At 56.9% G+C, this 13913-nt stretch carries 8 protein-coding genes and 1 other RNA gene; 2 read left to right on the forward strand and 7 right to left on the reverse strand.

All coding sequences use genetic code 11. The features are described 5' to 3' along the window. Positions 1-142: 142 nt before the first annotated feature. Positions 143-886: a DUF1573 domain-containing protein gene (locus Q4G72_RS08945; protein ID WP_303311076.1), complete on the reverse strand. Its 744-nt coding sequence runs from the start codon at positions 884-886 to the stop codon at positions 143-145. Between the two features lie 308 nt (positions 887-1194). Between Q4G72_RS08945 and Q4G72_RS08950 the strand changes: the two genes are divergently transcribed. Continuing rightward, positions 1195-3612, forward strand: a complete 2418-nt coding sequence (locus tag Q4G72_RS08950) for an alpha-ketoacid dehydrogenase subunit alpha/beta (RefSeq protein WP_303311077.1) — start codon at positions 1195-1197, stop codon at positions 3610-3612. Between the two features lie 71 nt (positions 3613-3683). Here Q4G72_RS08950 and Q4G72_RS08955 read toward each other — a convergent pair whose 3' ends face one another. Next, entirely contained in the window at positions 3684-4208 is a 525-nt protein-coding gene (locus tag Q4G72_RS08955; protein WP_303311078.1) for a hypothetical protein, read from the reverse strand. A 120-nt stretch (positions 4209-4328) separates the two neighbouring features. Between Q4G72_RS08955 and Q4G72_RS08960 the strand changes: the two genes are divergently transcribed. Beyond that, positions 4329-5333 carry a long-chain-fatty-acid--protein ligase gene (locus Q4G72_RS08960; protein WP_303311079.1) on the forward strand — a complete coding sequence of 335 codons (1005 nt, stop codon included), beginning with the start codon at positions 4329-4331 and terminating at the stop codon, positions 5331-5333. 119 nt (positions 5334-5452) lie between these two features. Here the strand turns inward: Q4G72_RS08960 and Q4G72_RS08965 are convergent, their stop codons facing one another. The 5 genes from Q4G72_RS08965 to rnpB all read right to left on the reverse strand — a co-directional run bounded on the left by Q4G72_RS08965 (position 5453) and on the right by rnpB (position 13683). Next, entirely contained in the window at positions 5453-6679 is a 1227-nt protein-coding gene (locus Q4G72_RS08965; RefSeq protein WP_303311080.1) for a S8 family serine peptidase, read from the reverse strand. 211 nt (positions 6680-6890) lie between these two features. Beyond that, positions 6891-8048 (reverse strand): sigma-54-dependent transcriptional regulator, encoded by a 1158-nt coding sequence (locus tag Q4G72_RS08970; protein WP_303311081.1) that lies wholly within the window; start codon positions 8046-8048, stop codon positions 6891-6893. Between the two features lie 108 nt (positions 8049-8156). After that, the gene (locus Q4G72_RS08975) at positions 8157-10571 is read right to left on the reverse strand and encodes a glycoside hydrolase family 2 protein (RefSeq protein WP_303311082.1); all 2415 of its coding nucleotides are present in this window, start codon (positions 10569-10571) and stop codon (positions 8157-8159) included. Continuing rightward, complete coding sequence (locus Q4G72_RS08980; RefSeq protein ID WP_303311083.1) at positions 10571-13204, reverse strand: cellulase family glycosylhydrolase; 2634 nt, start codon at positions 13202-13204, stop codon at positions 10571-10573. Before Q4G72_RS08980 ends, Q4G72_RS08975 begins: the two co-directional genes overlap by 1 nt. 76 nt (positions 13205-13280) lie before the next feature. After that, positions 13281-13683: RNase P RNA component class A (gene rnpB, locus Q4G72_RS08985), an RNA gene on the reverse strand. Positions 13684-13913 lie beyond the last annotated feature (230 nt).

Here is a 13913-nt window from a genome sequence, read left to right on the forward strand (position 1 = left end):
AAAGCTAATGTGAGGGTGGGTGGAAAAATTGCCGTTGAAAGCGGGTGCAAAGATAAGGCGGAATTACATGTGGCGGCACGGTAAAAAAGAAACTGTCATCCGAAGCCCGCTCCGGATGACAGTTATCATATGGTTTGATGGTTTACTTAAACGGCACCGTAGAGTCACTCTCCTTTACCATGCTTCCTACGTTCAGGTCTTTTACTACGTTGGCCTTCAGCGTCAGCTTGGTGTCGCCGTGCAGGTCATTAGAATTAAGAGTTACTTCATCAGTCATAGTGCCCAGTTTGCGCTGGCTGTAAATCAGTTCCAGCACGGCACTTTGGCCGGGTTTAATGGGAGCAGGAGTGCTTTTAAAGCCTACACAATAGCAGTTGCTGGATAAAGCCCCCAAAACCAGGTCAGTTTTGCCGGTGTTGCGCACAGTAAAGCGCGCAATAGGCTGTTGGCCAGCTTCCATTTTGCCAAAATCATGCACAGTGCGGTCCGGCACCAGGCGCGGCGACTGCGCTAGCTGGGCCGGCGTCAGCGCCTTTTTCATTTCATCTTTAGCCAATACGGTGCCCTGAATTGTCAGCGTTTTGCTGGGAGTGGCGGCATTGCTGGTAATAGTCACGGTTTTATTGAACACGCCCAAGTGACCAGCGCTGTTATACACGGCCTTCACCATACCGCTTTTGCCGGGCAATACGGGTGTTTTGGTCCAGTCCGGGGTGGTGCAGCCGCAGCTAGCCCGCACATCATTAATCACGATGGGTTGATTGCCAGTGTTTTTGAAGCGGAATTCGTGGGTGGCCTGTGTTCCTTCGGCAATCTTACCAAAATCATGCAGCTCTTTTTCAAAAGTAATAACACCCTGGGCACGGGCGCCTAAGGTTATTGACAAGGCAAATACAAGTGCGAAAAGATGTTTCATAATAGTACCCGCCACAGATGCGGGTTTTAAGTGTAATGAAGAAACAGGGCCGCAGGCCGTACGCAAATAAGGTGCCCAGACTGCCGGCAGGCAGCCGGAGCAGAATGCTACTTCAAAGATAGCCAAAAACGCTGTGCACCCGTACAGGGCTGGAAATGACCGACGGTTGATGGTCGCGCCCAAATCCGTACTTTTGACCCGCCGACCGGAATAACCGCGGCCGCCGCGGCGCGTTTTTGCCGCACTCATTCTTCCCTCCCCCTGCCCACCCGACCCGTATGCCCACCCCTGCATCCGCCGAAATTACCGCTGCCGCTGCGCTCAGCAAAGAAGACCTGCTCCGCGACTATCGTCTGGGCTGGGAAAGCCGCCACGCCTCCTTGGCGGGCCGCAAGGAAGTTTTCATGGGCAAAGCCAAGTTTGGCATCTTCGGTGATGGCAAAGAGCTGCCTCAGCTGGCCATGGCCCGCGCCTTCCAGAACGGCGACTTCCGCTCCGGCTACTACCGCGACCAGACCTTCATGTTCGCCATTGGTGAGCTGACCCTGCAGCAATACTTCGCCCAGCTCTACGCTCACCCCGACGTGGACGCTGAGCCCGCTACCGGTGGCCGCGCCATGAACGGCCACTTTGCCACCCGCCTGCTGGACGAGGACGGCAACTTCAAAAGCCAGACCACTACCAAGAATTCCTCCGCCGATATTTCGCCCACCGCCGGCCAAATGCCGCGCCTGGTGGGTCTGGCCTATGCCTCCAAGCTCTACCGCCAGAACCCGGAACTGCACGACCGCACCGACTTTTCCATCAATGGGAATGAGGTAGCCTTCGGCACCATTGGCAACGCCAGCACCTCCGAGGGCATGTTCTTCGAGGCGCTGAATGCCGCCGGCGTGCTTCAGATTCCCATGCTGATGAGCGTGTGGGACGACCACTACGGCATTTCCGTGCCCGCCGAGTACCAGACCACCAAGCAGAACATCAGCGAAATCCTGATGGGTCTGCAGCGCGAAGGCGAAGGCCAGCAGGGCTTTGAGATTTTCGTGGTGAAGGGTTGGGACTACCCGGCTCTGGTAGATACCTACCAGCGGGCCGCCGAGCTGTGCCGCACTCAGCACGTGCCCGTGCTGATTCACGTAACCGAAGTAACCCAGCCCCAGGGCCACAGCACCAGCGGCTCGCACGAGCGCTACAAGAGCAAGGAGCGCCTTGGCTGGGAAGAAGCCCACGACTGCCTGACCAAAATGCGCGAGTGGATGCTCACCGAAGGCCACGCCACGGAAGAGGAGCTTACGCAGATTGAGAATGAAAGCCGGGACGTAGTAAAACTGGCCCGCGTAGCGGCCTGGGATGCCTTCTTCACGCCCATTAAGCAGGAGCGCGACGAAACCGTAGCCCTACTGAATAAGCTGGTAGCCGAAACCGGGACCGAAAACAGCCTGCACGAGCTGGTAGAGCACCTGGAGCACAACACCACGCCCATCCGCGCCGATTTGGTGCGTACTGTGCGCCGTGCTTTGCGGCAGGTACGCAGCCAGCGCAGCGGCGCCCGCCGCGAGCTGCAGAACTGGCTGGAACAGGCTCTGGCCGAAAATGCCGACCGCTACAACTCCTACCTCTACAGCCAGAGCGAGCAGGCCGTAGGCAACATTGAAGTAGTACCCGCTGAGTTTGCCGCCGATGCCCACCTGGTAGACGGCCGCGAGGTGCTGCAGGCTTGCTTCGAAGCCAACTTCCGCCGCGACCCTACCATTTTCGCCATCGGGGAAGATGTGGGTAAGATTGGCGACGTAAACCAGGCGTTTGCGGGTTTGCAGGATAAGTTTGGTGAGCTGCGCGTAACCGATACCGGTATCCGGGAGTGCACTATTGTGGGGCAGGGCATAGGTGCCGCGTTGCGCGGCCTGCGTCCCATTACGGAAATTCAGTACCTGGATTACCTTCTCTACGCCATCCAGATTCTGAGTGATGATGTGGCCTGCCTGCAGTACCGTACCAAAGGCGGCCAAAAAGCTCCGCTGATAGTGCGCACCCGCGGCCACCGTCTGGAAGGTATCTGGCACTCCGGCTCACCCATTCAAATGATTCTGGGGTCCATCCGCGGCATGCACCTGTGCGTCCCGCGCGACATGACGCAGGCGGCCGGCTTCTACAACACGCTGCTGCGCTCCGATGAGCCGGCCATTGTAATTGAGTGCCTGAACGGTTACCGACTGAAAGAGCGAATCCCACAGAACGTAGGCGAGTTTACGCTGCCCTTGGGCATGCCCGAAACCCTGCGCGAAGGCTCCGATGTAACGGTGGTAACCTACGGCTCCATGTGCCGCATTGTCCTGGATGCCGCTAAGCAGTTGGCCGACGTAGGTATTTCCATCGAAGTTATCGACGTGCAAACGCTGTTGCCCTTCGACTTGGAGCATGTCATCACGGACAGCATTCGTAAAACCAACCGCGTGCTTTTTGCTGATGAAGACTTGCCAGGCGGCGCTACGGCCTATATGCTGCAGCAGGTGCTGGACGAGCAGGGCGCATACCAGTTCCTGGACGCACAGCCACGCTGCCTGGCCGCGCAGCCGCACCGCCCGCCCTACGGCTCCGATGGTGACTACTTCAGCAAGCCCAACGCCGAAGATGTGTTTGATGCCGTGTATGAGCTGATGCAGGAAGCCGACCCCAAACAGTTCCCGGCTATCTACTAAGCTGCAAGAAAAACGCCCATCCGTTCGGTTATCGAAGGGGTGGGCGTTTGCTTTGGTGGCGACAGACTACTTCAGGGAATGATGATGGAGGAGGTCATTACTTTGTTGCTTTCATGCAGGGCACGGTCTACAATGGTGACCTCAAAGCGTACTTCAGCACCGGCAGGGAAGGAGCCGCGAAAGAACAGCTGTGAAAACGTCAGGTCACCTTTGATGGGCTCATTGCGTTCCGTAGTCGTCAGGCGTGGATAGCGGCTGTTATAGGGAAAGGCAAAATCAAGGGGGCGGAACACGCCGTCTTCCCCTTTTAGCAGCGGCTGAAAAAAGTAATTGTTGTAGAAGCGGTTTTCCGTCCCGTCAGCATTGTACTGGTTGTAGGGAGGAATGGTGTCCGTGGGGTCCAGCCCCAGGTCACCGTCGCCATCCTTAAATGAAACCGTTACCGCTACGGAATCATAAGTGCCGGTAACCGGGCTTTTGCGCACCGCTTTGATATCCTTAAACTCAATACTAGGCGTATCCGGGTAATCCGGGGGCGTGATGCAGGCATTCAACAGCAGGCCGCAGCCGATAATTAATGCTGAAGACCTTACCAAGCGAAATGTAGACGTGGGAGCCATACGAATAGAAATACCCCTAAGTGGGCGGGAAAAGGTACGGATTCTCAACGAAGCACTCCGCACTTTGTTGCTTTCCCAAAACCCAGTTGTACGCTAATGAGTTTCCGCCAGCAGCATCTCCAGGCATTGGATAGTTTGACACCGGCTTCTTTTGAAGATGCCGCGCTACAGCTTTTTCGGCATCAAGCCGTGAATTGTCCTCCCTATCGGGAATATCTGGCGCTGCTAGGCCGTAAAGCTGACCAGGTTCAGCAAATGACGGACATTCCGTTTCTGCCCATCGAGTTCTTTAAAACCCATGAGGTGCGTACCCTTCCGCAGGAGTGGAAGCCAGAAGAATTGTTTCTGAGCAGCGGCACAACCCTACAGCAGCGCAGCCGCCATTTTGTGCGTGAGCCGCAGTTGTACCGCCGCAACGCCGCCCGCATTTTTGAACAGTATTACGGCCCACTTTCCGGTTGGATTTTTCTGGCTCTGTTGCCCTCGTATCTGGAACAGGGAAACTCCTCGTTAGTGGCCATGGTGGAGCATTTTGCCGCCGCCTCGGGCCAGCACCAACCCGCCTTCTTCCTGCGCAACCACGCTGCCCTTCTCCAAGCTCTAAGTGAGGCGAAGCAAGTGCCCGGCCGCCGCATTATGCTGATCGGGGTATCGTATGCGCTGCTGGATCTGGTGGCCGAATTTGGAGCTGCTCCGGCCCTGCAAAACCTCACAGTCCTCGAAACCGGTGGCATGAAAGGCCGCCGCCGGGAAATGATTCGCGAAGAGCTGCACGCGGAGTTGCAGCAAGCCTTTGGCCCGGCCGGTATTCATTCCGAATATGGCATGACGGAGCTGCTCTCCCAAGCCTACAGCCTCGGCGACGGCCGCTTCCACGCGCCCCCGCAGCTACGCATCCTCCTCCGAGACCCTTCCGACCCTTTCTCCCTGAGTGAAAACCGCCCCGATGGTGCCATTAACGTCATTGACCTGGCCAACGTGGACAGCTGTGCCTTCATCGAAACCAAAGACCTGGCCAGAATGCACCCCGATAACTCGTTTGAGGTGCTGGGCCGCATGGACAACTCCGACGTGCGCGGCTGTAATCAGATGGTGGGGTAAGAGCAAAGCAAAGCCTCAATTCCGCCATGCAGAGCCGCAGACGAAGCATCATAAAAGAGAAAACCCTGACCGGATTTGGTCAGGGTTTTCTCTTTTATGATGCATACAAAGTCAGACGCTTACAAATGCGCAATGGGGTCGGGCTTGCCGTCAGGATCCGATTTCACGTAGCCGCTGCGGGTGAAGCTTTTGCCGCGCATCAGCAATACACCAGCCATGTGGGGGGTAGCCATAGAAGTGCCGCTCATAGTAGCATACTGACCACCTTTATAAGTGGAGGTGATGCTCACGCCGGGCATGCAGTAATCTACCGGCGGGTTGCCGAAGCAGGAGAACGAAGCCCAGGTATCGAGGTTGTTCATGGCCGAAATGGTGAAAACGTTGGCATTGTTCACGCGGGCCGGGGAGTGCAGGGTGGCGCTTTGGGCATCGTTACCGGCGGCCACGGCGAATAGAATGCCCTTGTTGGCTGCACGGGTTACGGCATCATCCAAGGCCTGGGAAGTGCTGCCGCCTAAGCTCATATTAGCTACGTCGCCTGCTTTGCCATTTGCCGAGACGTAGTCGATGCCGGAAATAACGCCGGAGGAGGTGCCGCTGCCATCGGCTGCCAGCACTTTCACTGCCACAACGGTTGCGCCAGCTGCTATACCTACAACACCTACCAGGTTGTTTTTGGCAGCAATAGTACCCGCTACGTGGGTGCCGTGGCCGTTGCCATCGTTGGCTGTAGGGGCATCGGTGCCGGTGGTGATAAACGTGCGGCTACGCGCTTTATCCACCGTCAGGTCAGGGTGGGTCAGGTCAATGCCGGTGTCGATTATCCAGGCTACTTTACCTACGCCGCTGCCATAGCCAACCCGCTTAATACCGTAGGGAATGGATTGCGTGGAAGTGGTAGTGGTGCCGCCAGTAGTTTGTTCAACCTTAATAACCTGGTCGGGCTCCACGTAGGCTACGCTGGCATCCTGAGCCAGCTGAGCCGCTTCTTCGGATGTCAGCTCAGCAGAAAAGCCCTGCAGCGCGTGACCATAGGCCCGGTCTACTTTCTCGGGGCGCAGCCCGCGCTTTTTCAGCAGGCCCTGCGCAACGCCTTTCACTTTCTTGATTTTTTCCTCGTAGGCTTCCGTAGTCAAGCCAACGCTGCCTTCCTTCAGCACCACAATGTAGCGACCGGGAATAACCTGCCCAACAGCTTTGACATCTGCCGTAGCGCTTATGCCAGACAATGCGGAAGGCTCGGCTGGAGCTACCGTGTCTTTGGCGCAGCCGGCCAGTAAAGCCATGCTCAGTGTAGCGGCACTCACTACGATTCCTACCCGGAAATTCAACAAGGATTTCGACATGAAATGGGATTGGGTTGATGGAAAAACACCAAATCGGTGCTGAATTCATCTGTTTCCGGCTTCCAGCGCTGGAAAAGATGCAATTCGCCATTTTGTTTTCTTCAGACAGCAACCAAATTTTAATGGTTCCGTAGTTGGCTTCCGGAAAAGCAAAGCGCCCCTGCCGGGAGAGGGCAGGGGCGCTGAATAAAAGGGGCGTAAGCCGCCGAAATTATTTGCCGGCGTAAGCTTTTGCGTCGTCTTCCGTAATGGTGTCGTCACTCATAATGACGAGGCGCTCTACCACGTTGCGCAGCTCCCGGATGTTGCCGCGCCAGTCCAGGCCCTGCAGGTAATTCAGAGCCGCCTCGTCGATTTTCTTGGGCTTGTTGCCATAGTCGTTGGCAATGTCCTGCAGGAACTTCTGCACCAGCTCCGGAATATCCTCGCGCCGGTCGTTGAGCGAGGGCACTTTGATGAGGATGACGGAAAGACGGTGGTAGAGGTCTTCGCGGAAGTTGCGCTCGGCAATTTCGTGCTGCAGGTCTTTGTTGGTAGCGGCTAGTACCCGCACGTTCACGGAAATTTCCTTCTCGCCGCCCACGCGGGTAATCTTGTTTTCCTGCAGCGCGCGCAGCACTTTGGCCTGAGCCGAAAGGCTCATATCCCCAATTTCATCCAGGAAAAGCGTGCCGCCATCGGCCTGCTCAAACTTGCCGATGCGCTGCTTCACGGCGGAGGTGAACGAGCCTTTTTCATGGCCGAACAGCTCTGACTCAATCAGTTCCGAGGGAATAGCGGCGCAGTTTACTTCCACCAAGGGGCCATTGTTGCGGTTGCTGAGCTCGTGCAACTGGCGGGCTACCATTTCCTTGCCCGCACCATTGGGGCCGGTAATCAGCACGCGGGCATCCGTAGGGGCCACTTTTTCAATGGCTTTGCGCACGGCTTCCAGTGCCCTGGAGGAGCCCACCATTTCGGAGCTTTTAGCTACTTTCTTCTTCAGAGTCTTAGTTTCGGCTACCAGCTTGGTGCGGTCCAAGGCATTGCGCACCGTTACCAGCAGGCGGTTTAGGTCTGGTGGCTTTTGCAGGAAGTCGTAGGCACCTTTTTTGGTGGCGTCTACGGCCATTTCCACGTTGCCGTGTGCCGATACCATGATAAAGGCGGCATCGGGCGCTACGATGCGGGCCCGCTCCAGCACCTCAATGCCATCCATCTTGGGCATTTTGATGTCGCAAAGCACTACATCATACTTGTCCTTGATGAGCATATCGAGGCCCGTGGGGCCGTCCTCGGCTTGGTCTACCTGGTAGTTTTCGTATTCCAGAATCTCCTTTAGAGTGTTCCGAATAGCTTTTTCGTCGTCAATTATCAGGATGCGGGGCATATGCGAGGAAAGGGCGAATAAGGGAAATAAAAGTAACGAAAAGCCAGCTGCAAAACGGGTGGCTATGGTCAACTGAAGCGGAAGGCGCTACTTCTGTACTGGTATTTACTAGCGGGGTTCTACGCTTGTCAGCGAAAGAGTTGCGTCGGGTAGGCCATCGGCCGAAGCCGTGAGGCCTAGCGAGCCAGGCTTTTTGCCGGCGCGCAGCAGCACCGTGGCAATGCCTGCCTCAGCGGAAACCGGGTTGTCGCCTACTAACCCGGCATCACCCGTGACTATAAATCGAACTGAAGTAGTAGCAGTTGGTACGGGAGTACCCTTCTCATCAACCACCGTAGCATACACAAAGACAGCATCCTGGCGACCAGCGGTAAGCTCACGCCCGCTCCGGTCATAGCTGAGCTGCAGATGATGCGCCGGACCGGGTGTACGGCGGGTTTGTTCAGCAGCAGGCTTGCCATTTTGATAGGCCACGGCCCGTAGGGTGCCGGTTGTAAAGTTGGGCATTGTGAAGGTGAAGGAAGGATGAGCCAGGTTATTGGAGTATCGGTCCTTATCAGGACGTTGGCGGGCTATGGTACGGCCATCCAGCTGTAGTTCTACTTCCGCACAGTTGCTGTATACCCGCACCTGCCGGGAGGAAGCAGGCTGAGCATAATTAGCTATGAACACCATGGGCTTACCAAAGCCCATAGCATCCGGCTCTGGACCGTACTGGCTCTGGTAGAAGTAGAACGCAAATTTGGGCAGGCGGAAGATATCCATGATGCCCGAGGACTCAATATCCGGGGCGTAGCCGCGCTTGTAGTCAAACTGCAGCCAGTTGGCGTCGCCGATGGCGGGGCCAATGAAGTTGTCGTTGTGGGCTTCCTGGAAATTAAGCGCCTGCTGAACCAGCGCCCGCTCGCCCTGGCCGCGCAACTGCCGTGAGGTGCGCTCCGACTCTTTCAGGTCCTGGTATTCCTTCTGGTTAAAGCCGGCGTTCTGGGCATAGTACTCCCAGTCGCCGTACTCGCAAAGCAGGATGGGCTTTTTCTTGGCGTATTTATGCCAGTAATCCGGGGCTTTAGCGTGTTGACGAGCCGGAATAAATACGTCGTAGGCATAGTCCAGCCAGCCGCATGTGTATATATCCGTGGAGAAGGGTAACTCCTCGTGCACTGCCTGGTGGGCCTGGTCCATAAAGGCTTCGCTCATGCCCGTTTCATTGAGAGCCGCTTCCCAGAGCACAATGCTGGGATGGTTCCGGTCGCGGCGCACCATGTCGCGCACATTCTGTAGGCTGTTGCGCTGGAACGTTTTATCCCCAAAAAACTGCCAGCCGGGAATGGCATCCATTACCAGAATACCCAGCTCATCACACGCCTGCAGAAAAGTCGGGGAAGGCGGATAATGCGAGCAGCGCACAAAGTTGAAGCCGGCCTCTTTAATTTTCCAGGCGTCGCGGTATTGCATCTCATCGGAAAGCGCGTAGCCGAGGTAGGGGTATTCCTGGTGGCGGTTAGTGCCGCGCAGGCGCAGCTTCTGGCCGTTCAGAAAGAAACCATCGGCAGCAAAGCGAATGGTGCGCACGCCGGTCTGCACTTCCTGGTGGTCAAGGGAATTACCTTTTGCATCCAGCACATCCACCACCACCCGGTAGAGGTAAGGCCGGGCCGGTGACCATAGCTTAGGAGTACTTAACGAAAGACTTTTCTTTACCGCGGTGGCTCCACCGGGAGTAAGCAGCGGCGCATTGGTCAGGGTGCGGGCTACTTCCTTACCATCGGCATCCAGCACCACAGTACGCACTTGGGTGGTGCGCGCCTCACGGTGGTCGTTGCGGATTTCAGTTTGCACGTGGAGCGTGGCCTGCTGCTCACTCACATTTTCGTAATGGAGCAAGATGCCTCCACTCGCTACCCGGCCAGATTCTACGGCATCGGTAATGCGCAGCCGGTCCTGTACCAGCAACTGCACCGGGCGGTACAAGCCGCCATAAAAGTTGAAGTCAAGATCCTTCAGCGGCTTACCGGGGGGAATGGTAGGGTTGTCCTCATTGTTGAGCTTCACCAGTAGGCAGTTGTCTTCGTTGGGGCGCAAATTGGGCGTCAGATCAACGGTAAAAGGCAAGTAACCGCCTTCGTGGTGCCCTACATGGTGGCCATTCAGATACACATCGGCCACCTGCATGGCGCCCTCAAAGCGGATGGCCACGCGGCGGCTGGTATCCGCTGCCGACACCCGGAAAAAGCGCCGGTAGAAGCAGGTGCCCTGCCACTGTTTGGCGGTAGTGACGACGGGCTCCAGGCGGGGCGTGTGTGGCAACGACACCGCTGCCCAGGGCCGGGCCGCATCTTCCCGGGTAAAGAAAGCAGGCCCTACCAGCGTATCCACATCCCGCACAAATTCCCAGTCAGCATTAAATGAACCGATGGAGGCCTGGCTCTGGGTGGTAGTGCTTTGGCGGGTGCATGCCGCCAGCATTAGAAATACAACCAGCGCCAGAGGCAGGCCGCGGGAGCATAAGCAACGATATAGCATTAGCGCAGAACTATCGATTCGAGGTCAAGAAAAGGGCGAGTGGCAGTAGTGGTTGTGGTGCCCGGGTGAAGTAGTACTTGCAGTACTTCCGTTTCTGCCAAGGGCAGTTTGGTGGGGCCGGGTGCCTGGAAGCTAAAGGGTAAAAAGCCAGGGTAGGGGCGTGGAAGCAGCACCTGGCTGCCCAATTGAAAAGCGCTGAGCGGCACCCGTACGTCCTGCATATCTGCGCCCAGTTCCACATTAGCGACATACGCAGCGGCATCCCGGGTAATGAGAACTAACTGCACACGGCCGGCGCCGGCGCCTTTCCGGCCCCGAATAACCAGTTCCTTCATGGTAGCTACGTCTGCCGCGCGTGTGGATAGCCGGTCCTGGAAGTAGGTGCGGAGGAAAGCTATGGGAGCGGTTTCCGAAGCCGCCGCAGCGTTGGGAGTGGGCGGGCTCTGCAGCAGACGCAGGACTACGCTGGCAGTGCTGGTGGTCACATAGTCGGCCCAGCCGCCACCGGTTATTCCGCCGGCTTCGATGCGCTGCTGGTCTTGCGAGGCCAGGAAAATGGGCAGGGCTGCATCAGCCGATACAATAGGCGCTTCCCAATAGTCTTTTGCAACAAAGTCCCAGTTACGCGGGCTTCCTGCCACAGTGCCGGGAAAAGTAGTCTGCTTGTTCTGATGCTTTACCACCATCCAATAGCGCAACAGGCCCGGGTATAACAGCTCCGCGGGTACAGTGGCTTCGACTGTGGTGAGTGTGAGCCGACGCATGGGCAGGGTACGGGTAGCGCCATAGAAATGCTGAGCTACTAACAGTACGGAGTCGGTAGGTTCTATTCCGGCTACAGTAGCCCGGATAGTGGCTGCCTGCCCGGCTGGTAATTGACTGGGGGCAGTGTGTACTATCTGCACTTGCTTGGTGGTAGGAGCCGGCGCCACAAACTCGCCCAGGCGGATAGCGCCCAACAAGGTTTGGGCTGTAAAAGCCGTTGTTTTGCGGCCTTTGCCGGCTACCAGATACACGCCTGGCTGCAGCCGTACCAGCCCGTTCTGGGCCTGGGTCTGCGTGGTATTGCCCTCATTCAACCCACGCACCGAAAAATCATTTCCCAAACCGGTCAGTGACAGGCGCATAGGCTGCGTGTTCCAGAAGATGTGCGTAACCGTTTGGCTCAGGGACGTTTTCGTGAATGGGTCGCGCACGGCAATGGCATCAGGCATTACTTCCAGCCGCCACACGCCGTTGGCCAGGCGGTCCAGGAAGTAGGCGCCGGTGCCTTCGTAGTTTACCACAGCCGATGAACCGGTACCGGCCACGCGGCGCAGCGCTGCTGGTTTGCGCGGCTTGGTGGTGGTGGTGCCGGTGTACAGAAACTCCTCCTCCGAATTCAGCTCGCTCAGGCCAGCGCGGTAGCTCACCCGAAAGTTGTCAAACACCGAATCATTAGGGAAAGCTGCAAACTGCTGCCCACGCTTCACCTGACGGAAAACACGGCCGGCAATGAGCAGGCTGATGGCTTTGGCGGGCGTGTAGGCCAGGTTCAGGTAGTGCGTCTGGTACTCGGTGTTGGCGTAGGCAATGGCTAGCGGGTCGTAGGCAAACTGCGTGGCCCACTGGAAGCCGGCGCCCCGGAAGCTGCGCGCCATCATGGGGTACATCTGCGGCTGCAGAATGTCGCCGGATTCAAACTCATACACCAACCGGGGCTTGCCAGTAAAGCGAGGGTCTTTCTGGTATGGAATGGGGTATTGATTAACGTAAGGCAGCGGGTTGCCGCGCAGCGAATGGCCGTTTACCAGCCCCGATGGGTACCACTGGAACGTGAAGCCATCTACCGGGCTGCTGAGAATAGCATTAGATACCGCGGGGCTTTCGGCAATGTTGTAAAAAATGGGCTTGCGGTAGCCGGTAGCCCGCATAGCTGCCACCATGCGCTGCACAAAGCTGCTCACTTCCGCCTCCGGTTGGCTGTAGTGTGGCTCGTTGCACACCTCGTAGGCAATGATGTCGGGGTCCTCGCGGTTGAGCTGCTTGGTGTAGGGGTTGCGGTGGTTGAGGAACTGCGTGAGGTAGTTTTCCTGGGCCTTAATGGCGCGCGGAATCCGGTAGGCTTTGTTCTTGGGATAAATGCTGGAGAAACCTGTCATGGCCGTGTCGGGCTCGGGGTAGCCGTTGCCCCAGTAGGCAATGGGCGTAAGCAGTATTTTAATGTTGCGCTGCTTGAGCTTCTGAATCAGATAATCGAAGAGGCGTAGGTGCTCGTTGTCCAGCAGGTTGCCAGCCGTGTCGGTTATTTCTACGTCCCAGACGTGCACCCGAAACGCATCAATTCCCAACCGGGAAAGGTGGTACACATCCTGATCAATGGCCTGCTCCAGATTCACACCCAGCTTCTTATGCGCCCGGTAGGAGTAGGCAAAGGGCGTGGTATAATTCACCCCAAAAAGAGCTACTTCCTGGCGGCTGCCCTGCCAGCGAATGACCCCGGCGGGGTCAATGTAAATATCGGCGGTAGTGGGGGGAGCTTTTTGGGCGTGGGCCGTGGGCAAACCCAGGGTCAGAAACCAGCCAGCCAGTAAGTAGAATAGATAACTTTTGCGGGGAAGGCCAGCCAACCTGGAGGGGAATAGATAATTCATGAGCGAAAGCTACGCGAAGAAATACTGGGCTACAACGCAGAACGGCCGCCGCAGGGTTATGCGACGGCCGTTTGCTGTGGGTGATGAGTCTATAAGCCGGGTTTTGTCCGCGTTGCCGCGGCCCCACCATTTATCTAGGCCAGTCCTCGCGGAAAGGCTCCATCAACCTACCCGCTGGCGCCGGACGAGCCGCCCGGTGCAGGCCCGAAGACCCACGTACCAGCTTATTTGGTCTTTCAACCCCTGAGGTTTACCCAGCCGACGCGGTTGCCCGGCCGCTGGTGCGCTCTTACCGCACCTTTTCACCCTTACCGGCGGCCCCGAAGGACCACGTAGGCGGTAGTTTTCTGTGGCACTGGCTGTCCTGGCTTGCTTTACGCTCACCAGTCCTTCCCGTTAGGAAGCAGGGTGCTCTGCGTTGCCCGGACTTTCCTCGTCGCCCTACTTGCGTAAGGCGCCGCGGTGGGGCGACCCATCACTGAGGCAAAGGTAGGACTTAAGGCCTTCTATTTTCATGCCCTGTCCTGATAATTCGTTCCAGCATGTTGGCCTTATTCCGATTTACCCCAAAATGAAAATCAGGCGCGCAATTGAAATTAAATGTCTGCCCATTCTTGAAGCATATTCTGTATGTAAAACCGCTGACGGATTCTACTTTAAATTCTTCGTCTATGGATTTAATGAATTTGCCTCTGCCATTCTCAATAAA

The sequence above is a fragment of the Hymenobacter sp. BT730 genome (assembly GCF_030542105.1).
Taxonomy (GTDB): Bacteria; Bacteroidota; Bacteroidia; order Cytophagales; family Hymenobacteraceae; genus Hymenobacter.

What these genes read in the sequence shown, in the direction of transcription:
- Q4G72_RS08980 (WP_303311083.1), bottom strand. Translation starts at nt 13,204, where the DNA reads ATGAATTATCTATTCCCCTCCAGGTTGGCTGGCCTTCCCCGCAAAAGT.
- Q4G72_RS08960 (WP_303311079.1), top strand. Translation starts at nt 4,329, where the DNA reads ATGAGTTTCCGCCAGCAGCATCTCCAGGCATTGGATAGTTTGACACCG.
- Q4G72_RS08970 (WP_303311081.1), bottom strand. Translation starts at nt 8,048, where the DNA reads ATGCCCCGCATCCTGATAATTGACGACGAAAAAGCTATTCGGAACACT.
- Q4G72_RS08950 (WP_303311077.1), top strand. Translation starts at nt 1,195, where the DNA reads ATGCCCACCCCTGCATCCGCCGAAATTACCGCTGCCGCTGCGCTCAGC.
- Q4G72_RS08965 (WP_303311080.1), bottom strand. Translation starts at nt 6,679, where the DNA reads ATGTCGAAATCCTTGTTGAATTTCCGGGTAGGAATCGTAGTGAGTGCC.
- Q4G72_RS08975 (WP_303311082.1), bottom strand. Translation starts at nt 10,571, where the DNA reads ATGCTATATCGTTGCTTATGCTCCCGCGGCCTGCCTCTGGCGCTGGTT.